Origin of the sequence: Chelatococcus asaccharovorans (assembly GCF_003201475.1) — a bacterium.
GTDB classification, from domain to species: Bacteria; Pseudomonadota; Alphaproteobacteria; order Rhizobiales; family Beijerinckiaceae; genus Chelatococcus; species Chelatococcus asaccharovorans.
Genome location: NZ_QJJK01000007.1, coordinates 419613 through 441366, shown reverse-complemented (window position 1 = coordinate 441366; position 21754 = coordinate 419613). Strand labels below are relative to the sequence as shown.

The window sequence follows — 21754 nt, the reverse complement described above, 5'->3', positions numbered from 1 at the left end:
GGATCAGAGCCCGAGTTCCTTGATCGTCCGGCCAAGCCGGACATAGGCTTCCTTCGCCCTCTCGGTGAATTCGGCACTGTCCCAATACATCCGCCCGCCTTTGACGACGTCGAGATAGGCCTTGAAATCGGGCGTCGCCTGGAGATCGCGGATCACCGCGTTCCAGTAGGCGACAGCCTCCGGCGGCAGGCCCGCCGGCCCGACCAGGCCGTAGGTGGCCTCGATGGCGAGCGGCTGTCCGAGTTCGGCGAAGGTGGGCACGTCGGGCTGCCCGGGCACCTTCTCGCTGCCGGTGGAGGCCAGAAGCCTGACCTGCCCGGCCGCAAGCTGGGGGCCGAAATCGGATGAGACGGAGGCCTCGATATGGCCCCCGAGCAGGGCGGTCATGGCCTCGGCACCGCCCTTGAAGGGAACGAAGGTGGTCTTTGCCCCCGCCTTGCGGAAAGCGGCCTCGGTCGCCACATGGGCTGCGCCGCGCACGGCAGCGGTACCCCAGCGCAACTTGCCGGGATTGTCCACAGCATAGCGGACAACCTCCTCCCAGCGCCTGAACTGGCTGTCCGCCTTCACATAGAAGGCAATCGGCACAAAGACATAGGCGGAGATGTAGGTAAAATCCTTTAAGGGATCATAGGCCACCTTCTGCAGATGCGGCGTGGTCCCGAAGGGGCTGACCGAGTAGAGGCCGATGGTCGCCCCATCCGGCTTCGCCTCGGCGATCTGCGTCGTCCCCAGCGTCGCGCCCGCGCCGGGACGAAAATCCACCGCGGTCGCATGGCCGCGACGGTTGCTGGCGTAGTCCGCCACCACACGGGCGCTCAGATCGCCCGCCCCGCCAGCCGCGAACGGTACGATGATCGTGACCGGACGCGTTGGATAGCCTTGCGCACGCGCCGAAACGGCTGCCCCGAAAAGACCCGTGCCCGCAAGGGCGGCGGTCGACAGCATGAAATTGCGACGGTCCATTCGTCCATCCCCTCATATTGTTCCGATAATAGGAATACTGTTTCTTTTATTGAGGCTAGGGCAGTTTGTTTCCCGTTGTCAACCTCGGCTCTCCGACCGCGAAGCCGATCGCCAGGACGCGGATCGCCAGGACGCGAATCGCCAGGACGCGGATCGCAATGACCGGCTTGACAGAGCGGATCCGCGAGATTGATAATCGAAACAATGATCCTATTATCGGAACAATTGGAGACGTGACGTTGGATAGATCCGCCCTGGCCGCCGGGCTTGCGGCCCTCGCCGCGGAGCGACTGGCTCGCATAAGAACCCGCATGGCCGAAGACGGCCTCGACGTTGTCGTCGTCGCAAGCCCCGAGAATGTTCTCTACGCCACGGGCTACGAGAGCATGGGCGCGACGATCAACCGCCGCTACAGCTATGCCGCCATCGTCACCGCCGGCGACCTTCTCATGGTGGCGCCGGCTGCGGATTTCGCGCCCGCCATCGATGCCGGCCTCGCGCCGGATGCCATCTACCCGTTCGGCACCTTCTTCTTCAGCGGCGATACGCCGGCAGCCCTCACGTCCGTTCGCCACGCGACCTTCGAAGAGGCCTTTGCCGCAGCGCTCGCCCGCATGGGCGGGCGGAGGATCGCAGCCGAGAACGCCTTTCTCCCGAAGGGCATCCTTGATGCGCTGGCGACGAGGACCGAGCACCTCTGCGACGCGTCCGGATGGATGCTTGCGCTGCGCAGCAGGAAGCTCAATTTCGAGGTGGAGCTGCTGCGCTACACGACCGTCATCACCGAACGGGCGATCGAGGCTGGCATCGCGGCGGCCGCCGTCGGCGTGACCGACAAGGAGGTCGCTTCCGTTGTCGCATCGCAGATGGCGCTCGGCGGCGGATTGCCGCGCAATCTGACCGTGGTCGGGGGCTTGCGAAGCGCGCTCGCCGACGCGATGAGCACCGATCGTCCGCTCGAACGCGGCGACCTTCTGCGTTTCGATGTCGGCTGCAGCTTCAACGGCTACAAATCCGACATGGCGCGTACCGCCGTCATCGGCGAGCCGACGCCGTTGCAGGCCAGGCGCTATGCCGCCCTTCTCGCCGGGCTCGAAGCGGAGATCGCCTTCATCAGACCCGGCGTTCGCGCACGCGAGGTCTTCGCGACGGCTGTCCGGACGGTGGAAGAGAACGGCCTTGCCCCCTTCCGGCGCCAGCATGTCGGCCATGCCATCGGCTTGGCGGTCTATGAACATCCCGTCATCACGCCCGACAGCGACGAAGCGTTGCAGGCCGGATCGACCTTCTGTCTCGAGACCCCCTACTACGAACCGGGCTGGGGCGGCATGATGGTGGAAGATACGGGGCTCTTGACGGAGAGCGGCTTCGACCTGTTTTCCACCATCGACCGCTCCCTTAGGATCGTTCCAATATAATATCAAACCGCGAAGATGCTGACGCATCGGCGCTTTGGCGACGTGCGCCATGACAGGAGGGCGTGGAAACCAGCATGGTGGAGCAAGGAAAGCCGGTGGCGGGAAGTCAGTCCCTCGAGCGCGGTCTCGAAATCCTGGAACTGCTGGACAAATCCCCGACGGCCATGGGCGTCAAGGAGATTTCCAGGCGGCTCGATCTCAGCGCCGCCATTACCCAGCGGCTGATCAACACGCTGTCGCAGTATAACTTCGTGACCCAGGATCCGGAGACGCGCCGCTATGCCATCGGCTATCGCGCCTTTGGTCTCGGCTGGAGCCTGACGAAAAAGGACCGGCTGATCTCGGTTGCGTTGCCCGAGCTGGACATGCTGGCATCGAAGCATCTCCTGAACAGCTATCTCGGCGTCGTGCGGGGTCTTCGCGCGATCTACATTCTCTCCGTCCAGAGCGACGGACCGATCGCGATCCGCAGCGCGCCGGGCTCGCTCACCTATCTGCACAGCACGGCGCTCGGCAAGGCGCTGCTCGCGGGCCTTTCCCCCGACGAAGCCTATCGCCTGCTGACGGCGGAGCCGCTGGCGCAGGTCACCCCGCACACCATCACCGACCCGCAGATCCTCATGCGCGAACTCGCGGATATCCGGCAAAAGGGCTATGCCACCGTCAAAAGCGAGAACATCCCGGGCATCATCTCCGTGGGAGCCCCGATCCGCGATACATCCGGCAAGGTCATCGCAGCCTTGAGCACCGCCTTCGCGGAATGGTCGACGCCGGAATTCACCGTCGCCGCCGTCGCCGATCTCGTCACCGCGAGCGCCGCCCGCATCTCCCAGTCGCTCGGCCATCAGCACAGCTAGTGGTTTGACTCCGACATTTGCATCCGCCCGATACCACCCTCGGGGCCAATGTTGGAGACAAGAGAACCACTAGCAAGTTATTGCTTCGAGTGGAGCTTTTGAATTTGACATTTGATCTGGAGCTTGATGTCCGGCGGGACTCAAATGTCAAATTCGCTCCACTGGCAGGCTGATGAGGAGAGGTTTTTCGAGCCGGGAATGACGCCGCCCAAGCCAGGGTTCACGACAATCTTGTTACTCCTGCCCGCGCTGCCGAGCGACTAAAACTGTGGGGACGAAGGGCGGCGGCATCGCCGGCCGCATACCTAAAGGATCGACCCATGAGACAATCGAGAGCCGAAATCCTCCACGAATACGGGCCTTTTCCGAGCACCGATCAGGTGAATGGCGTGACGTTCGATGGCCGGGACATCTGGTTTGCATCGGGCGACAAGCTCAATGCCATAGACCCCACCAGCGGGGTGACAACACGTACGCTCGATGTCGCCGCGCATGCGGGCACGGCTTTCGATGGTCAGCATCTGTTTCAGCTCGCGGCGGATCGCATCCAGAAGATCGACCCTGCGACGGGGCGCATCCTCGCCACGATCCCCGCGCCCTATGGCGACGGCTCGGGGCTCGCATGGGCGGAGGGAACGCTCTGGATGGGCCATTACCGGGACCGGAAGATCCACCAGATCGATCCAGAGACAGGCGCCGTTCTCCGCACGATCTTGTCCAACCGCTTCGTGACCGGCGTGACCTGGGTTGACCAGGAACTCTGGCACGGGACCTGGGAGGGCGATGAGAGCGAATTGCGGCGCGTCGATCCTTTGACCGGGGATGTCCTGGAGACAATCGAGATGCCACCCGGCGTCTGTGTATCCGGGCTCGAATCCGACGGAGCCGACCGCTTCTTCTGCGGCGGCGGGCCAAGCGGGAAGGTGCGAGCTGTCCGTCGGCCAAGGCGCGCGGCCACGGCGGACGTAAAGCCGGATGCCTCAAGCTGATCCGACCGCGCTATCGCCTTCGTCTCCCCGCAAACGAAGGACCTGGTCGATCAGCCCCCAGTCCCGGCCCTCTTCCGCCGTCATGAAGGTATCACGGTCGAGTGCGCGTTCGACCTCCGCGTAGGTTCGCCCGCAATGCTCCGCATAGAGCCGCGTCATGCGTTCCTTGGTGCGCCGGGTTTCCTCGGCATGGATGAGAATGTCCGATGCCTGGCCCTGGAAGCCACCCAATGGCTGATGCACATGCAGGCTCGCGTTGGGCAGCGCCGCGCGGTGGCCGGGCTCGCCCGCCATCAGCAGGAAGGATCCCATCGAACGGGCCGTGCCCATGCAAAGGGTGTGCACGGGCGCGCGGATATAGCACATGGTGTCATACATCGCGAGGCCGCTCGTCACGACGCCGCCGGGCGAGTTGATATAGAAGTGGATCGGCTTTTTCGGGTTTTCCGCTTCCAGAAACAGCAATTGCGCGCAAACGAGCGCGGATATGCCATCATTCACCTCGCCATTGAGGAAGACGATCCGTTCGCGCAGAAGACGGGAAAAGATATCGAAAGACCGCTCCCCGCGGCTCGATTGTTCGATGACCATGGGGACGAGTTGCATCGCTTCGCGCATCGGCGAACTCCAATCTCGCTGAAGATCCGGTGAGGATTGCCGCCTGTCAGGCCGCCCGCATGACGGGCCGGATGTCGTCGTTCGCGGCCACGGCCTTCGTTGGGCGCACCCCGACATCCGCGCATTCGTGGACGATCCGCAGGCTGGTTCCACCGGCGGCATTCGGGGCAATGTGAAAGGTCACGATACTGACGAGAAATGGCGGAGCGCTTTCACGGATGAGGTAGCTGACCTCTTCTCCCGGCGTCAGCGACGCGGCCTCCGTCTCGGCCAGAACGTCGCCCGGAAGCCAGACGTCGCGGAGCTCTGGAACCGTAATGGCGCGCCAGACCTTGCCCGGCGGCTCGTCGATGTCGTATTCGAGATCGATCGTCTTGTCCGGCTCTTCCGTCTTTACCGTGCTCATTGGTCCATATCCTTCAGCAAGACCTTCAAGGCCTCGACACGCGCCGGCCAGTAAGCGCGATACTTCGCCAGCCATTGCGCAATGAGCGCGAGACCTTCCGGGTCCACCTCATAGTTCACGAACCGACCCCGCCGCTCGACCCGGACGAGTTTCGCGCTCCGGAGGACGGCGAGATGCTGCGACATGGCGGGCTGGCTGATCCGCAGTCCCGCACGCAGCGAGGTCGCATTCATCGCGCCAGCCGCCAGCTTCTCGAAGATCGCGCGGCGGGTTGGATCCGAAAGGGCCCGGAATATCTCGTTCTCGACCATGCCAACAGATAAGCGATGACTTATATGATTCGCAACTGTTTTTTCAGCGCGCTTGCGTGCAGGCGGCCAAAAAAAAGAGCCATGGGGACCATGGCTCCATACATGGAGGAATCGGCAGCCTGGGCTTTGCGCGCGCATCGCCGAGGGGCACACGGCGGACAGGACTTTCCCCCGCCCGCGAGAGATTCGTCAGGCCTTGTTCAGCTCCGCTTCGGCGAATTCATAATTGGCGAGCTTCTCGAGGAAGTTGGTGACATAGTCCGGACGGCGATTGCGGAAATCCACATAATAGCTGTGCTCCCAGACATCGAGCCCGATGAGGGACTTGCCCTGGCCCGAGGCGAGGGGATTGTCCGCGTTGGCGCTCTTTGTAACCTTGAGCTTGCCGTCGTCGCCGAGAACGAGCCAGGCCCAGCCAGAGCCAAACTGCGTCGTGGCCGCCGTCTTGAACGCCTCTTTGAAAGCGTCGACGCTGCCGAAATCGGCGACGAGCTTTTTCTCAAGCGCCCCCGGGATCCCGCCGCCCTGGGGCGACAGCGCCTGCCAGAACAGGATGTGATTCCAGTGCTGGCCCGCATTGTTGAACACGGGCGCCAGTTCCGCCTTGCCGGTGGTGAAGCGGATGATCTCCTCCAGCGACTTGCCCTTGAGATCGTCATTCTTCTCCACGAAGCCATTCAGCGCCGTCACATAGGCCTGATGGTGCTTGCCGTGGTGGAGTTCGAGCGTCTCCTGGCTCATGCCTGCGGCAGCCAGGGCGTTGGTCGAATACGGAAGGGCGGGAAGTTCGAAGGCCATGAAAAGCTCCATTCAAAAGGTCGAGGCATGGCTCCAATCGATCCGCCGCAGGCAGACAAGGCCGGCGGGCGGGACCGCCAGGAGCTGATTGACTGAGCCAGCGATTTGTTAATAGCGAGACACAATTTGTCAAGCTGCCACTTGTTTAATTCAGCCGAATTCACGTGAAGATCCATGGCCTCACACATTTCAACCAGATGAATGGGGCCTGACCCTAGGCAATGACCGGTGCCACCAGGGCGTCCAGCACCACCTGCGCATCGCCGGGGGCCAGGCGAACCTGCAGGCCCCGCTGCCCGCCATTCATGTACACGCGCTCATGCGCCAGCGATTGCTGCTCGATGGCCGTCGGGACCTTGCGCATCTGTCCGAAGGGGCTGATGCCCCCGACCTTGTATCCGGTCAGCCGCTCCGCATCGCTCGGCTTCATCATCTCCGCGGACTTGCCGCCGAAGGCCGCGGCGAGCTTCTTCATCGAAACCTCGCGATCCGACGGCACAATCACGCAGACCGGCTTCCCATCGACGCGCACCATCAGCGTCTTCAACACGCGCTCAGGCGCCTCGCCGATCGCCTCGGCGGCCTGCAGCCCCACGCGTTCGGCATTGGGATCATATGCATAGCTGTGGAGCGTAAAGGCTATGCCGGCCTTCTCGAGGGCCTGCGTCGCTCGGGTCGCCTTTGACATCGATGGTTTCTCTCCTTGTCCCGCCACGCGACCCCCATGGGTTGCACCGTTTCGTCGGCGGGGATATAAATCAAGCCATTGCTTTGAATATCATCGATAGCGAGGATATGTCGATTTCGCGCGCGGACAGGTCGCAAGGGCGCTCCAACCCGGATCGCTTCCTGTTGCTGTTGAAGACCCGCGGACCGCAGACTGCGGCGGACCTCGGGCGCGCGCTCGGCACGACCGGCGAGAATGCGCGCCAGCAGCTGGCCAAGCTCGCTGCGGAAGGCCTGGTTGAAACCGAATCCGTCGTTCGCGGCGTTGGCCGGCCGAGGCAGTTCTGGCGCCTGACCGGCAGGGGTAACGCGTGCTTTCCAGATGCCCATGCGGAGCTCACCGTCAGCCTTTTGAGCGCTATCCGCAACCGGCTCGGAGCGGATGTGCTGGATCAGCTCGTCGGCGCGCGTGAAGATGAAATGCGGGCTCACTATCGCGCCAAACTGCGTTCGATCAAGGGCCTGGAAGCGCGGGTGGCCGCTTTGGCGGACATCCGCTCGCGGGAAGGCTACATGGCCGAGTACCATCAGGCGGATGATGGTGACGGCTGGTTGTTGATCGAGAACCATTGCCCCATCTGTGCCGCCGCGGCCGCATGCCAAGGCTTCTGCCGGGCAGAGCTTGCCATTTTCCGTGAGATGCTTGGACCGGATTGTTCGATCGAGCGGACGGAGCATATCGTCCTCGGCGCGCGCCGCTGCGCCTACCGCATAAGGGCGGACGCGATCTAGGTCTTTGTTTCTACGCATTGTCTTCACGCGAACCGGTGTCCACTTCGCTCGAAAAAAGACCCGGGGGCCGAGGCGCCGATGACGGCGCCGGCACTGCAATCGATGAGCGTCAGCTTGAGGCCGGCGTATCACGCGCAATGATCACGCACACGTCACGACGCCCGGCAGACGGCAATCGACGTCTTATTGTGCGCAAGCAGAATGTTCAGCTTCCGCCGCGGCTGCGATCGCACCCACCCTCGCCATGGGTGCCTTGATCTGCTTCTGCCCCAACATGGTGCGGTCGACGCCTGTCAATCGCGTTGTCCTTGCGTCAGCAAGATCAGCCATTCCGCCACGAGGGCCGGCCTTGGGCCGTGTTCTATCTCGACCGTCACCTCGTGGGTCAAAAGAACCTGGCCGGCACTCCTTGTCTCCACGTCCGTGAGGACGAAACGCCCCCGTATGCGGCTGCCGCATTTCACAGGCGAGAGAAACCGGAGACGGTTCATACCGTAATTGACGTTCAAATCGACATCCCTGAACTTCGGAAGGACGTCGAACAACATGCGGCTGAGCAGCGATACGGACAGAAAGCCATGGGCGATGGTGCCGCCAAACGGCGAATCCTTCGCCCGAGCGGGATCGACATGGATATACTGCCGGTCGAGCGTCGCGTCGGCGAAGCTGTCGATCCGCGGCTGGTCGATCGCGATCCATCCGGACGTTCCGACCTCCTGTCCGACCAGCCGTGCATAGGCATCGATGGTGAGCGCGTCCTTGTCCATGGTCATAGAACCTCGAAGAGCCCCGCCGCGCCCATGCCGCCGCCGACGCACATGGTCACCACAACATGGCGGACGCCACGGCGCTTCCCTTCGATCAGCGCATGCCCGACCATGCGCGCTCCGGACATCCCATAGGGGTGCCCGATGGCAATCGCGCCGCCGTCAACATTGAGCAAGGCGTCGGGAATGCCGAGTCGATCGCGACAATAGAGAACCTGCACGGCGAAGGCCTCATTCAATTCCCACAGACCGATGTCGTCGATGCCGAGGCCAAAGCGCTGCAAGAGCCTGGGCACCGCGAAAACCGGGCTGATGCCCATCTCGTCGGGCTTCGTTCCGGCAACGGCCATCCCGACATAGCGGCCAAGCGGCGTCAGCCCCCGTCTTTCCGCCAGTTTCGCCTCCATGAGGACCGCGACCGACGCGCCGTCCGACAATTGGCTGGCGTTGCCGGCTGTTATGGCCCCCTCCTCCCGCACGGCCTTCAGGGATGCAAGGCCCGCGAGATCGCTGTTCGGGCGGTTGCCCTCGTCCCGCGTCAGGGTCACGAGCTCCATGATGTCCGCCCCGGTCTCCTTGTCGATAACCCTCTTGCTTGCGGTAACCGGGATTATCTCGGCGTCGAAGCGGCCGGCCACCTGCGCCGCCGCCGTGCGCTGCTGCGATTGCAGCGCATAGGCATCCTGCTCCGCGCGCGCAATGCCGTAGCGCCGGGCGACGACCTCGGCCGTATCGATCATCGCCATATAGGCGTCATCGTGCATGGCGACGAGTTCGGGATCCGGATCGATCCGCAATTCGGGCGTCTGGACGAGCGAGATCGACTCGACGCCGCCGGCGAGGATGATGTCCATGCGGTCGACGATGATCTGTTTGGCCGCGGTGGCGATGGTCATCAGCCCGGACGCACACTGCCGCTCGATCGTCATGCCCGGCACGTCAACCGGCAGCCCGGCCCGCAATGCCGCCATGCGTCCAATCGTGTGTTGATAGCCTTGCGGGAGCGAGCAGCCGAGAATGCAATCCTCGCATTCGCCCGGCGCGATCCCCGCCCGTTCCACGGCTGCGCGCAAGGCATGGGCGGCCAGCGTGGGCGCAGGCGTCGCATTGAACGCGCCGCGATAGGCCTTGCCGATCGGCGTCCTGGCTGTGGCAACGATCACCGCGTCACGCATGTCATTGCTCCCGGCCGGCGGCGCGGACGTAACCCGCATTCTCAAGTTCGAGGCGCCCCTGCCGCTCTCCGGCCTCGGGCACATAATCACCGCTGCGGTCGATGATCTCCGGCCAGCGCGCGACGAGCGCGTCGGCCACGTCGGGACCGCGTCCAAGGAACGCACCGCGCGTGAGCGTGATATGGGCGGTCTCGAACGAGCCCGCGCCTGCACACAGGATCGTCCTGGTCGGCGCATCCTCCCGCACCAGGGCCAGGATGCCGGGGCTGACGCAACCGGGCCGCAGCAGATCGAGTTCCGCCTGGGGGAGAATGCCGTCGAGCATCTGCGTGGCGGCGGTGGGCGCGATGCAATTGACCCGGATGTCATGGCGTGCGCCTTCCAGCGCCAGCGTCTGCATCAATCCGACGAGCGCCATCTTGGCCGCGCCGTAGTTGGACTGGCCGAAATTGCCGTAGAGGCCCGAGGACGACGTGGTCATGACGATGCGGCCGTAGCTGCGCTCGCGCATGTGGTTCCACACCGCCTTGGTGCAATGAACCGCCCCCATCAGATGGACGTCGACGACCAGCCTGAAATCGTCCAGGTCCATCTTTGCAAAGGTCTTGTCGCGCAGGATGCCGGCATTGTTGACGAGAATGTCGACCTTGGCCCACCGTTCAATCGTCTCCCGGACCATCGCCGATACGGCCTCGGCGTCGGCGACAGAGGCCGCGACGGGAAGCGCCTCGCCACCGGCGGAGACGATCTCCTCGGCGACCGCCTGCGCGGCCGCATGCGACAGATCGTTCACGACAACCTTGGCACCCCGGCCGGCCAGAAGCAGCGCATGGTCTCGCCCAAGGCCGCTGCCCGCACCCGTGACGATCGCCACTCTTCCCGTCAGATCGATCATTTAATTATGTCCTTATCCCTTGAGCGTGGCGCGAGCGCGCTGAATGCTTCATCTCGCGACGCGATGACATGTGTGCCTGGACTGGTTGGCGCCCAGGACTGAGGAGTGCCCTGAGCTGCCGGTGGAATACGCAGGCAGGACGTTTCGGCTGTTCAATCCACGACCATGGCCGTATCGGCGCCGAGGCGCGGGGCGGGCGGCACATCGAGCGGCGCGTCCTGCTCCCAGCGGAACGGCGGCGCCAACGCAACCGGTTCGCCGACAAGGCCGATGCCCGGCGTCGCCGGATAGAGCTCGGCGAGATATTCGCCGAGATCGCGGACGCGCGCGGCCGGCACACCCGCCGCGTTCAGCGCCACCTCGAGCTCGCTCGCCCGGGCCTGTGCGAAGGCGGCGCCGAGCGCCTCGCGCAGTTCGTCCGTTGCCAGGTTGGCCAGGAAGGCCTCGCCCGCCAGATTGCCCGGCAGATAGGGCGGCTCGGCCAGTTCCGGCCTGCCGAGCAGGCGGCAGAGCGTCGCGAACTGGCCTTTGGTATTCGCCGCCACGGAGAGATGCCCGTCGGATGTCGCGAAGGTTTCAGCCCCCGGGCTGCCGACGAAGCCGCGGTTGCCGACCTTCTCCGGCGCCCTCCCCGTGGCGAGCGTCGCGGATGCCGGGCCGGACATGAGCGACAGGGCGGAATCGACCATCGAAACATCGATCGTGATGGGCCCCTTGTCGCCACGCAGGCGCCGGATGACCGCAGCCAGGATCGCCTCGGCGGCGGCCATTCCCGTGGCGATGTCGACCACGGGAAAGCCGACCTTCACCGGCGCCCGATCGCTGCTGTTGCCCTGCAGCGCCATCATTCCGGTCGCCGCCTGGATGACGTGGTCGTAGGCCCCCCTCGCGCTGTAGGCGCCGGACTGCCCCCACCCGGAGATCGAACAGTAGATGACGTCGGGCCGCACCGAACGCATGTCGTCGGCGCCGAGGCCGAGCCGCTTCGCGACGCCCGGACGAAAGTTCTCGACGAAGATGTCGGCGCTTTCGGCGAGGCGCAGAATGGCCGCGCGGCCCTCGGCGGTCGCCAGGTCGATCACGACGGATTTCTTGCCGGCGTTGAGCGTCCGAAAGCCCGGCGGCAAGCCCCCGAGCTCCGGCTGGAGCGCCAACGCGCGCATGGGATCCCCGCTTCCCGGCCTCTCGACCTTGATCACCTCGGCGCCGAGGCAGCGCAAATGATGCGTCGCGCAAGGCCCCGCCAGCACATGCGTCAGATCGAGCACCCGGAAGCCTTCGAGCGGCTGCATCGCTTGTCCTCAATAACCGCGGGAGAAGGTCCGCGAGAGCGGCAGGAAGATGGCGAGCGTGACCGACAGGAGGATGATGGTCAGGGCAGCCGCCTCGCCGATCCGCGTCTCCGACCAGAACTGGAAGATGAGCACCGACAGTGTCATCGATTTCGTCGAACCGCCGCCCAGGAAAAGCGGCGTATTGAGGTCGCGCAGCGCCGACAGGAAAACCACCGTGAAGGCCGCCAGCAGAACCGGCCGCAGCAGCGGCAGCGTCACCGTCGCCAGCGTGCGAAGCCTGCCGGCCCCGCATATGCGCGCCGCCTCTTCCAGGGAGCGGTCGATCTGCCCGAAACCGTCGCCGATATTGCGGGTGGCGATGGGCAGGGATCGCGCCGCCTGGGTCATCGCGATGAGGGTCAGCCCGCCGTAGAGGGCGATCGGCGCGCCGATCCAGGCCCACATGACCGCCGTGAGGAAGGCCACGGACGGGACCAGCAGCGTGTACATCGCCGCCCCCTGCAGGAGGAAGCGCCCGCGCAGCTTCGTCCGGCGCGTGAAATAGCTCACGGCCGTGGCGACGAGGAGAACGATGACCACCTCCATCGCGGCGATCCGGAGTGTGTTGCCGCTGATCTGCCAGAACGCGAAATACTGCCGGACCACATAGTCGAAGTTGGCGAGGGACAGCCCCGCCAGGCTCGCATTGCCGAACCAGCGCGTGTTGAGCGACATCCACAGCACGACGAGATAGGGGCCGATCACCGAGAGCAGCGACAAGAGCACGATGAAAAGCGCCGCGACCGGACGCCAGCGCCGCAGGGGAACGGCGGCCGCACGCGCGCCCTTGCCGATCACCACGGCGAAGCTGTTGGACTGCCGGCGACGCTGCACGACCCACACCAGCATGCCCACCACCAGGGCGGTGGCGACGAAGGTCACCCCCATCGCGGCGGCGAGTTCCAGCCGCGGCGGAAAGGAGCTGAGGAAAAGGTAGAGCTGCGTGGAAAAGACATAGATCCGCGCCGGCATGCCGAGGATGGCGGGAACCGCGAAGAGCCCCCAGGCAATGATGATCGAGAAGGCCGTCGCCGAGACGATCGCCGGCGTGACCAGCGGCAACGTCACCGTGCGGATGACCCGGAGCGGGCGCGCGCCCGCGACCCGCGCGGCCTCCTCGAAGCTGCCGTCCACGGAGGACAGGGCGGCCTCGACGGTGAGAAACACGAAGGAATAGAGGAAGAGCGCGGTCACGAAGATCATGCCCGACATCGACTGGATATCGAACGGCTTGATACCCACGATCTGGTCGAAGAGCTGATTGACCAGCCCCGCGTTGGGGCTGGCGATATAGACATAGGCCATCGCGGTGAGCCACGGCGGCGAGACGAAGGCGAGAATGGCCGAAAAGCGCGCGAGCTTCTTGAGCGGCACATCGGTGCGCGCGACCAGCACGGCGAGCAGAACGCCGGTTATCGTGGCGGCGGCGGCGGCACCGAAGGCGAACACCCACGAGTTGATGAGGACGCCGCCCGCCCCGAATTTGTCGTGAAGCTCGATGTAGTTCGCGACGCTGTAGCCGCCGTCCCTGTCGCTCAGGCTGCCGATCAGCAGCCAGACCATCGGATAGACCGTCAGCAGGAGAAGGGCCGCGGCGGTCAAGGCGTAAACGATGATGAGACCGACGCTGCGTTGCGGCTTGAGCCGCACGGGGGGCGCGACCGTCAAAGCCGGCTGTGCCACGGACATCAGGCGGCCTCCGGATAGACAAGCAAGGCCCCCGGCGCGACAGTGACCGACACGGTCGCCCCTTCCTCGAGGACGCCACCACGGCCGGACACCTCGGCCGTGAGCTCCGTGTCGCCGCAACGGATGAGATATTGCACCTCGCGGCCGAGGAACTGAGCGAAGACGATCCGCCCCGGCCAGCCGCCCTCCGCGTCCCCCGGCCGCAGGACAATGTCGGACGGCCGAAAGAGAATCGCGGCACGGTCGGCCGCCGTGCCCTGCGCCTCGTCGGGCACCGCCCCGACACCCGCGACAACAAGACAGCCATCGACGCGATGCGCCGAGAGCACGTTGGTCGCACCCAGGAAGCGCGCGACCTCGGCCGTCCGCGGATGGCGGAAGATCTCCTCCGGCCGGCCTCTCTGCAGGATGCGCCCGGACGACATGACCATGATCTGGTCGGACAGCGCCAAGGCTTCCGACTGGTCGTGCGTGACCGCCACCATCGTCATGCCGGTCTCGCGCTGAATGCGCTTGAGCTCCTGTCGCATCTCCTCGCGCAAATGGGCGTCGAGATTGGCGAGCGGCTCGTCGAGCAGCAGAAGCTCCGGATCGTAGGCGATGGCGCGTGCCAGGACCACGCGTTGCATCTGCCCGCCCGACAACTGGCCGGGAAAGCGCTCCGCATAGCCCGGCAGTCGGACCAGATCGAGGGCGGCACGCACGCGCCGCGCGATGTCCTCACGCGGGTAACCGCGAACCTTGAGCCCATAGGCCACGTTCTGGGCGATCGTCATATGGGGCCAGATCGCATAGGACTGGAACACCATGCCGAGATTGCGCGCCTCGACCGGGACGACGTCCTGTCCGCCGCTGAAGACGGCACGGGAGCCGATGACGATGTCGCCCGACGTTGCCGTCTCCAGCCCGGCGATACAGCGCAGGATGGTGGTCTTGCCGCAGCCGGACGGTCCGAGCATCGTGGTGATGCCGCCCTCGGGCACGTCGAACGACACGTCGTCGACGGCCCGCATGGCGCCGAAGCGCTTCACAAGATTGATGACTTCCACTCGCGACACGGTCAGCCCATGATCTTGCGCCAGGTGTCGATGATCTCACCGCGTTGCGCCGTGAGTTCGACAAGGTTAGGCGAGTAAATTTTCAGGGCCGAGACCGCGGGCATGCCCGGAGGCGGCGGCGCATCGCTGTTCGATCCGTAGAAGCCGTTCTCCTCGGCGAGCGCCTTCTGATAGTCGGCCGAAAGCAGGTGGTTTGCGAGAACCGCGCCGGCCGCGGGATGCGCCGCCTTCTTGGAGATGAAGAAGCAGTAGCGGGCAAGCACCGTCCCGTCCTCCGGGAAGATCATGCGCGTCGGCGCGCCCTGCAGCTGGTAGAGAAAGCCCCAGGCCTGGGCGACCACGCAGATCGGCTTCTCACCGCGGGCGACCGCCTGCATCGCCTCGGCCTGCAGCCGCATTTCGCTGACTTCGTTGGCGCGCAGCGCCTTGATGAAGTCCCAGCCATGTTGTTCCACCAGGCCCTTGATGAGCAGCGTCGACGTTCCGGCGTTCTCCGGCGCGCCGAACAGGATCTTCCCCTTATATTTAGGGTCGATCAGGTCGGTATATTTGGTCGGACCTTGACCGTCTGGAATCATCGTCTTGTTGACGATGATCGGCATGGTCAGGCCACCGGTCGGATAGATGCCCGGATCCGTCATCGCGAAGGCGCTGCTGAGCTTGGCCAGATTGGGAAGGTCGGGCGTTGCTGCATAGCCCTTGTCGCGGGCATAGATCCCCAGCGCGTAGTCGCTCAATCCGCAGACATCCGCGGATTCCGCACCGCCCTTGATCTCCTGCTCGTATTTGCGCAGCACGATCTCGCCGCCGCCAGGCCGGGCATATTCGACGGCGAAGCCGGCCGTCTTGCCGAACTGCGCCATGAGCGGCTCCTCCGTCTTGGCGATCCCGCTTGAGTAGTAGATGGCCCGCCCCTCCGCCTTGGCCTTGGCGACCACGCCCTCCCAACCGGGTTCGGCAAAAGCCGATCGCCCGAGCGCAGTCGAGGCCGCTCCCGCAGCCAATCCGCGCCACAGCACCATGCGCCGGTTCAGCATTATGTCCCCTCCCTGATGGCGCCTGGTCTTGCCCGCGGGCATCCTGCCGACCGGCAGAACCCTTACCCGCAACTGCCAGGCGACGATTGATCCGGTGGGCTCGAAGACGGCCACGGCCGGATTAAATTGGTTGTGATCACTACCATATGGCTTGATCGATGGGACCGTCAACTGGTAAATAACGGATCATGAAAAAGCCGGACTCAGTCACCGACTTCCTGTCGTCACGCCTTCTCAGGCTGTCGAATACGTTGGGTCTCTACGCCAGCCGCCGCTATCGCGACGCGTTCGGGATATCGCTGCCGGAGTGGCGGGTGCTGTCGATCATCGCCTCCTGCGAACCGACGACGGCGCGGGAGGTGAGCCGCAACCTGGCAACCGACAAGGGGTGGGTCAGCCTCTCGGCAGACAGCCTGCGCCGCCGGGGATTGATCAAAGGCAGTCCTGACAGCCGGGACGGGCGCCGGATTCTCCTGACACTCACCGCGGAAGGCCGCAAGATGCATGCCGCCGTTCTTGCCGTAGCGCAGTGGCGTCATGAAAGACTGCTGGCCTGCCTCCCCGAGGGGTCCGCCGCGTTCCTGATCGAATGTCTCGACCGGCTCCAGGCGGAAGCCGATGCCATGCTCGAGGAATCGATCGCGGAGAACGGGGAGGCCGAGGCGATCTCCCCTGATCCCAAAGCGTCCGAGCGTTCCGATCGACCTTGAAACCCCGCCATGGGCCTGACGGCGGGCTCCGTCAGATCGCCCTGGGTTCCGAAGGCGTTATCGCGCGGTGGGCGCCTGGATTCTTCTCCGGGTTCGTGCCGCCGCGCAACGCAATATAGATCGCCGGGATGACGAGCACGGTCAGCGCCGTCGAGGAGGCGAGCCCGAACAGGAGCGAGATGGCGAGCCCCTGGAAGATCGGGTCGGTCAGGATCACCGCCGCGCCGATCATGGCGGCGAGCGCCGTCAGCAGGATCGGTTTGAAGCGGATGGCGCCGGCCTCCAGCAGCACGTCGATCAGCGGCCGATCGGGCGAGCGCGCATGGCGGATGAAGTCGACCAGCAGAATCGAATTGCGCACGATGATGCCGGCGAGCGCGATGAAGCCGATCATCGAGGTCGCCGAGAAGGGCGCGCCGAACAGCCAGTGGCCGAACATGATGCCGATGAGGGTCAGCGGGATCGGCGTCAGGATGACCAGCGGCAGCTTGAACGAACCGAACTGGGCGACCACCAGGATGTAGATGCCGAGGATCGCCACGGCGAAGGCTGCGCCCATGTCACGGAAGGTGACCCATGTCACCTCCCATTCCCCATCCCAGAGGAGGGTCGGGCGGGCCTCGTCGTCGGGCTGGCCATGGAGCGCGATGGCAGGCTTCGGCACATTGCCCCAGTCCGCCTTGTCGATGGCCTCCGACACCGCGATCATGCCGTAGACGGGCGCCTCGAACGCACCGGCGAGTTCGCCGGTGATCATCTCCGCGGCACGACCGTTGTGACGGAAAATGGGATATGAGGCCGGCTCGCGGGTCACCGTGACGACATCGCCGAGTTCAACGATGCTCTTGTCGCCCGGCAGCGCGTTCGCCGGCACCGGCACGGTGAGGCCGCGCTCGCCCACCACGCCGTCGCCCTTGGCCAGCGCGACGACGATCGGGATCGGCTGGCGACCGCTGCCGCGATGCGAATAGCCGACGGTGGTCCCGCGGTACAAAGCGCGCAGGGTGTCATAGACGTCGCTCTGCTCGACCTTGTAAAATTCGAGATTGTCCTGGTCGATCGCAATGCGCACCCGCTCGGCCGGCCGGCCATAGCTGTCGTCGACGTCGACGATGAAGGGCACGCTCTCGAAAGCCTGGCGCACCTTCGCCGCGACCGCCCGGCGGGTTTCGGGATCCGGCCCGTAGATCTCGGCGAGCAACGTGCCGAGCACGGGCGGCCCCGGCGGCGGCTCCACGACCTTCACCGCCGTGCCTGATGGCAGGTCGAGCCCCTGCAGGCGTTCGCGGATGTCGAGGGCGATGGCGTGGCTCGGGCGGCTGCGTTCACCCTTCGGCGTCAGATTGACGGCCACGTCACCCTGCTGCGGCTGGGAGCGCAGGTAATAGTGCCGCACCAGGCCGTTGAAGTTGAAGGGCGCCGAGGTCCCCGCATAAGTCTCAAAGGAGACGACCTCCGGGATCGGCGCCAGACGCGCGACGATCGCCTGCAGCGAACGGTTGGTGTCCTCGACCGAGGACCCTTTCGGCAGGTCGACCACCACCTCAAGCTCGGTCTTGTTGTCGAACGGCAGGAGCTTCACCGTGACATGCCGGGTGTAGATGAAGCCGAGCGAGGCGAGCGTGGCGATGCCGACGACGCCAAGGAAGGTCCAGGCCCGTGCGCGGCTTCTGAGGATGGGCCTGGCGACCGCGACATAGGCGCGTCCAAGCCAGCCACCCTGGCCGGCGCCGTGCCCATGCTGCGGCGCATCCGCCTTGCCGCCGAGCTTGACCATGAGCCAGGGGGTGACCACGACGGCGACGAAGAAGGAGAACAGCATCGCAGCCGAGGCATTGGCCGGAATGGGGCTCATATAGGGGCCCATCATGCCCGAGACGAAGAGCATGGGAAGGAGCGCGGCAATGACGGTCAAGGTCGCCACGATCGTCGGGTTCCCGACCTCCGCCACCGCGTCGATCGCGGCTTCAATCCTTGGCCGGCCGTCCTTCATGGCCCAGTGGCGGGCGATGTTCTCGATGACGACGATGGCGTCGTCGACCAGGATGCCGATGGAGAAGATGAGCGCGAACAGGCTGACGCGGTTGAGCGTGTAGCCCATGACGCGCGCGGCGAAGAGCGTGAGCAGGATCGTCGTCGGAATGACGATGGCGACGACAACAGCCTCCCGCCAGCCGATCGCCACGGCGACGAGCACGATGATCGAAATCGTCGCGAGCGCGAGGTGGAACAGCAGCTCGTTCGCCTTCTCGTTGGCGCTCTCGCCGTAATTGCGCGTGACCGTCATGGCGACGTCGGCGGGGAAGATCTGTCCGCGCACCTGGTCCAGACGATCGATAATGGTGTCCGCGATGGCGACCGCATTGGTCCCCGGCCGTTTGGCGATGGCGAGCGACACCGCCGGCATGCGCTGGAGCGAGATCTCCGCACCCTCGCCTGCCTTGCGCACCGCGGTGACGATAGCCTCATTCGGCTGGGTGGCGAGAACCACCTTGGCGACATCGCGCACATAGACCGGCCGGCCGTCGCGGGCCGTGATGAAGAGATTGCCGATCTCGGAGGCCGTCTGCAGGGTCTGGCCGGCGACGAGCGTGCGCTGTTGCCCCGCTTCGCGAACCCGGCCGATCTGGAAGGAGCGGTTGGCCCCTTCGATCTTGGAACTGAGCTGCTGCAGCGTGACACCGTAGAGCGAGAGCTTCTCCGGGTCCGGTTCGACGCGAATGGTCTCGGGCTGTTCGCCGACAATATAGGTGAGGCCGATATCCGGCAGCTTGGCCACCTCCACCTGCAGCTCGCGCGCCAGGCGGGTGAGACCATTTTCCGTCCAACGCGCGGCGGCTTCCGGCGTCGGCGTGAGCGTCACGACGACGATCGCCACATCGTCGATGCCGCGGCCGACGATCAGCGGTTCGGGAATGCCGACCGGGATGCGGTCCATATTGGCGCGCACCTTCTCATGCACCCGCAGGATCGCCGCATCGGAGTTCGTGCCGACAAGGAAGCGCACCGTGATGACGGCGGCGTCGTCCTCCGTCTGGGAATAGACATGTTCGACACCGTCGATGCTCTTGACGATCGTCTCGAGCGGCTCCGTGACGAGCTTGACCGCATCCTCCGCCTTCAGCCCGTTGGCCTCGACACGGATGTCGACCAGGGGCACCGAAATCTGCGGCTCCTCCTCACGCGGCAGCGTGACGAGCGCGACAAGGCCCAGCGCAAAGGCGGCGAGAAGGAAAAGCGGCGTGAGCGGCGAATTGATGAAGGCGCGCGTCAGGCCTCCGGCTATTCCGAGCTTCATGGCGCCACGTCCGGCATGACAATGCGATCGCCGGGTCTGAGGCCCGTCAGGATTTCGAGGCGTGGCCCGCCGCCGTCCTGAAAGGTCTCGCCGAGAACGACCGCGACATCGAGCGGGCCATCCGGCGTCGCGACGCGGACGTAGTCGACACCATGCCGGGTCGTAACCGCGGCGGGCGGGATCGCGATGACCTTGCGCTCGCCGACCGGGATCCAGACCAGCGTGCGCTCGTTGACGAAATAGTCGCCGATGTCGGCCACTTCGACGTCGGCAATAACGCGACCGTCAGCGATTTCCGGGTAGACCTTGGCGATCCGGGCCTGCCGTGCGGCCGCGCTGCCGCCGCTCGCCACCGGCGAGAGGCCGCGCTGCCCGATGAGCACCGTGCCGCCCTCCTTGATCTCCGTCGCATGGCGCTCCGGCAGGGACAGGCGCAGGTAATACTGACCGCTGGCGATGCGGGCGATCTCCTCGCCGGCAAGGACCACCGAGCCGAGCGTCACCGGCACGGTCAGAACGCGTCCCGTCGCGGGGGCGAGGATGGCACCCTCACGCGTCCTCTGCTCGATCACGGCCTTGTCCGCCTGCGCGGCGGCGACCTGGCTGACGATCACGTCGAACTGCGTCTTGGCCTGGTCGAGCCGGCTCTGCGACGCGATCCCGCGCGCCAGGAGCTGCTGCGCCCGGTCGAATTCCGTACGGGCATTGTCGAGCTGCGACTGAAGAGCGGCGATCTTCGCGTCGGCGGCGTTAAGCTCGAAGGTGAGCTTGTCGTCGACCACGCGGGCGATGACCTCGCCCTCCTTCACCTCCCTGCCCTCGCTGATGCCGATTTCGCGGATGGTCCCGCCGATCCGCGCGCGCGCCGGCACGACGGTGCGGCTTTCTACCTGGCCGAACACGGCCTTCAATTCGGCGATTGTTCGCGCCTCTGCCACGAACTCGCCGGCCGCGGCCAGACGAGCCCCCGTGCCGCACGCCCCCAACAGGGCGAAGACGATGAGGGCTCGCGCAAGCATTTTCTGTCGTGACATGGCTTTCCCGTTCAAAGGGCGCGCGGCGACACGGGATGGCCGCGATCAGTCATCCTGGGTCGCCCCGCAAGGCGTGGGGCGTTGCTCAAGGGAAGGCAACACCGGCCTTCAGTCCGAGCTTCTTGAAGATCATGGCCGCCGGGCAGAAGCCTGTCAGCGATGCCTGCATCAAGTTCAACCCGACGAAGGCCGTAAGCAGATACCAATAAGAGGATATGTAGAATCCGAGCGCCAGGGATACGAGAACCATGCATCCGGCGAAGAACATGACCGCGCGATCGACTGTCATCGTCATTCTCCTCAACGTCATCAGGGGCAACAGCGCCAATTCGACTTCGCGCCGTCGCTGTCATCTACGCCGGCCTGGGCTCAACCACCTTGATCCCGCGCAAAGCGTGCAGGCGAAGCTTGATCCCGGGTCAGTCCAAACGGCCTTCCCGAGCTTTCCTGCTCGGGCTCGCCTTGCATCTAACATTCAAATATTCTAAATTCAATACCATGAATGTAAAAGAGATGATCCCCGCGTCCGAGAGTGCCGCCGAGCTGATGCGCAGCCTGTCGCATCCGCAACGGCTCCTCACGCTCTGTGCGTTAGGACGGGACGAGAAATCCGTCGCCGCGCTCCGGCAGGAACTCGGCATCGAGCAGGTGCCGATGTCGCAACAGCTCATGCGGCTCAGGGCCGATGGCCTCGTGGAGTCCCGCCGCGAGGGGACGACCGTCTATTACAGGATCGCCCGGCCGGAGGTTCTGCTCGTGGTTGAGGCACTTCACGCGGCCTTCTGTCCGCCTGCGCATCCGCCAAAGGATCGCGCGACGGCAGCCTGCGGTGACAGCCCGGCATGACGGCGCAGGCCCGCCTATCGCCGACCGGGCCGATGACGCGCCCATCGCGAATGCGTCGGCCGCACCCGGCCTTTCGCACAGGTGACGCTG

The 21754-nt window shown here is 65.1% G+C and carries 22 protein-coding genes; 6 read left to right on the top strand and 16 right to left on the bottom strand.

Annotation, left to right across the window (positions count from 1 at the left end):
- Positions 1-3: 3 nt before the first annotated feature.
- On the bottom strand, positions 4-966 hold the full coding sequence (locus C7450_RS18880) for a Bug family tripartite tricarboxylate transporter substrate binding protein (protein ID WP_110375965.1): 963 nt from the start codon (positions 964-966) through the stop codon (positions 4-6).
- Between the two features lie 239 nt (positions 967-1205).
- On the opposite strand from C7450_RS18880, the gene C7450_RS18875 reads away from it, so the two are divergent.
- From C7450_RS18875 to C7450_RS18865, 3 genes are all read left to right on the top strand, one after another.
- Positions 1206-2384, top strand: coding sequence for a M24 family metallopeptidase (locus tag C7450_RS18875; RefSeq protein WP_170147317.1), 1179 nt, complete (start codon positions 1206-1208; stop codon positions 2382-2384).
- A 74-nt stretch (positions 2385-2458) separates the two neighbouring features.
- Positions 2459-3241 (top strand): IclR family transcriptional regulator, encoded by a 783-nt coding sequence (locus C7450_RS18870; RefSeq protein ID WP_245449913.1) that lies wholly within the window; start codon positions 2459-2461, stop codon positions 3239-3241.
- 320 nt (positions 3242-3561) lie between these two features.
- On the top strand, positions 3562-4230 hold the full coding sequence (locus C7450_RS18865) for an NHL repeat-containing protein (protein ID WP_110375963.1): 669 nt from the start codon (positions 3562-3564) through the stop codon (positions 4228-4230).
- Here the strand turns inward: C7450_RS18865 and C7450_RS18860 are convergent.
- The 5 genes from C7450_RS18860 to ybaK all read right to left on the bottom strand — a co-directional run bounded on the left by C7450_RS18860 (position 4222) and on the right by ybaK (position 7051).
- On the bottom strand, positions 4222-4848 hold the full coding sequence (locus C7450_RS18860) for an ATP-dependent Clp protease proteolytic subunit (protein WP_110375962.1): 627 nt from the start codon (positions 4846-4848) through the stop codon (positions 4222-4224). The genes C7450_RS18865 and C7450_RS18860 overlap by 9 nt on opposite strands.
- A gap of 46 nt (positions 4849-4894) precedes the next feature.
- Positions 4895-5254 carry an SRPBCC family protein gene (locus tag C7450_RS18855; protein ID WP_110375961.1) on the bottom strand — a complete coding sequence of 120 codons (360 nt, stop codon included), beginning with the start codon at positions 5252-5254 and terminating at the stop codon, positions 4895-4897.
- A complete protein-coding gene (locus tag C7450_RS18850; protein ID WP_110375960.1) occupies positions 5251-5565 on the bottom strand; it encodes an ArsR/SmtB family transcription factor in 315 nt (104 codons plus the stop codon). Before C7450_RS18850 ends, C7450_RS18855 begins: the two co-directional genes overlap by 4 nt.
- A 189-nt stretch (positions 5566-5754) precedes the next feature.
- The gene (locus tag C7450_RS18845; RefSeq protein WP_110376029.1) at positions 5755-6363 is read right to left on the bottom strand and encodes a superoxide dismutase; all 609 of its coding nucleotides are present in this window, start codon (positions 6361-6363) and stop codon (positions 5755-5757) included.
- A 214-nt stretch (positions 6364-6577) separates the two neighbouring features.
- The gene (gene ybaK, locus C7450_RS18840) at positions 6578-7051 is read right to left on the bottom strand and encodes a Cys-tRNA(Pro) deacylase (RefSeq protein WP_110375959.1); all 474 of its coding nucleotides are present in this window, start codon (positions 7049-7051) and stop codon (positions 6578-6580) included.
- Positions 7052-7158: 107 nt separating this feature from the next.
- Here ybaK and C7450_RS18835 point away from each other — a divergent pair, with 107 nt between their 5' ends.
- Positions 7159-7821: a helix-turn-helix transcriptional regulator gene (locus C7450_RS18835; RefSeq protein WP_110376028.1), complete on the top strand. Its 663-nt coding sequence runs from the start codon at positions 7159-7161 to the stop codon at positions 7819-7821.
- 293 nt (positions 7822-8114) lie between these two features.
- On the opposite strand, the gene C7450_RS18830 is transcribed toward C7450_RS18835, so the two are convergent.
- From C7450_RS18830 to C7450_RS18800, 7 genes are all read right to left on the bottom strand, one after another.
- Positions 8115-8594, bottom strand: coding sequence for a MaoC family dehydratase (locus C7450_RS18830; protein ID WP_425351230.1), 480 nt, complete (start codon positions 8592-8594; stop codon positions 8115-8117).
- Complete coding sequence (locus tag C7450_RS18825) at positions 8591-9763, bottom strand: acetyl-CoA C-acyltransferase (protein WP_110376027.1); 1173 nt, start codon at positions 9761-9763, stop codon at positions 8591-8593. Before C7450_RS18825 ends, C7450_RS18830 begins: the two co-directional genes overlap by 4 nt.
- A gap of 1 nt (position 9764) precedes the next feature.
- Positions 9765-10658: an SDR family NAD(P)-dependent oxidoreductase gene (locus C7450_RS18820; protein ID WP_110375957.1), complete on the bottom strand. Its 894-nt coding sequence runs from the start codon at positions 10656-10658 to the stop codon at positions 9765-9767.
- Between the two features lie 152 nt (positions 10659-10810).
- Positions 10811-11950, bottom strand: a complete 1140-nt coding sequence (locus C7450_RS18815; protein WP_110375956.1) for a CaiB/BaiF CoA transferase family protein — start codon at positions 11948-11950, stop codon at positions 10811-10813.
- Positions 11951-11959: 9 nt separating this feature from the next.
- On the bottom strand, positions 11960-13681 hold the full coding sequence (locus C7450_RS18810; protein WP_110375955.1) for an ABC transporter permease: 1722 nt from the start codon (positions 13679-13681) through the stop codon (positions 11960-11962).
- A complete protein-coding gene (locus tag C7450_RS18805; RefSeq protein ID WP_146227390.1) occupies positions 13681-14739 on the bottom strand; it encodes an ABC transporter ATP-binding protein in 1059 nt (352 codons plus the stop codon). Before C7450_RS18805 ends, C7450_RS18810 begins: the two co-directional genes overlap by 1 nt.
- Positions 14740-14741: 2 nt before the next feature.
- Complete coding sequence (locus tag C7450_RS18800) at positions 14742-15776, bottom strand: ABC transporter substrate-binding protein (RefSeq protein WP_170147316.1); 1035 nt, start codon at positions 15774-15776, stop codon at positions 14742-14744.
- A 188-nt stretch (positions 15777-15964) separates the two neighbouring features.
- Between C7450_RS18800 and C7450_RS18795 the strand changes: the two genes are divergently transcribed.
- Positions 15965-16486 carry a MarR family winged helix-turn-helix transcriptional regulator gene (locus C7450_RS18795; RefSeq protein WP_110375952.1) on the top strand — a complete coding sequence of 174 codons (522 nt, stop codon included), beginning with the start codon at positions 15965-15967 and terminating at the stop codon, positions 16484-16486.
- A gap of 31 nt (positions 16487-16517) precedes the next feature.
- Here C7450_RS18795 and C7450_RS18790 read toward each other — a convergent pair whose 3' ends face one another.
- The 3 genes from C7450_RS18790 to C7450_RS18780 all read right to left on the bottom strand — a co-directional run bounded on the left by C7450_RS18790 (position 16518) and on the right by C7450_RS18780 (position 21107).
- Complete coding sequence (locus tag C7450_RS18790; RefSeq protein WP_110375951.1) at positions 16518-19784, bottom strand: efflux RND transporter permease subunit; 3267 nt, start codon at positions 19782-19784, stop codon at positions 16518-16520.
- The gene (locus C7450_RS18785; protein ID WP_245449911.1) at positions 19781-20818 is read right to left on the bottom strand and encodes an efflux RND transporter periplasmic adaptor subunit; all 1038 of its coding nucleotides are present in this window, start codon (positions 20816-20818) and stop codon (positions 19781-19783) included. The genes C7450_RS18790 and C7450_RS18785 overlap by 4 nt, the downstream gene beginning before the upstream one ends.
- A gap of 85 nt (positions 20819-20903) precedes the next feature.
- The gene (locus C7450_RS18780) at positions 20904-21107 is read right to left on the bottom strand and encodes a YgaP family membrane protein (protein ID WP_110375949.1); all 204 of its coding nucleotides are present in this window, start codon (positions 21105-21107) and stop codon (positions 20904-20906) included.
- A 224-nt stretch (positions 21108-21331) separates the two neighbouring features.
- On the opposite strand from C7450_RS18780, the gene C7450_RS18775 reads away from it, so the two are divergent.
- A complete protein-coding gene (locus C7450_RS18775) occupies positions 21332-21664 on the top strand; it encodes an ArsR/SmtB family transcription factor (protein ID WP_245449909.1) in 333 nt (110 codons plus the stop codon).
- The last annotated feature ends 90 nt before the right edge of the window (positions 21665-21754 follow it).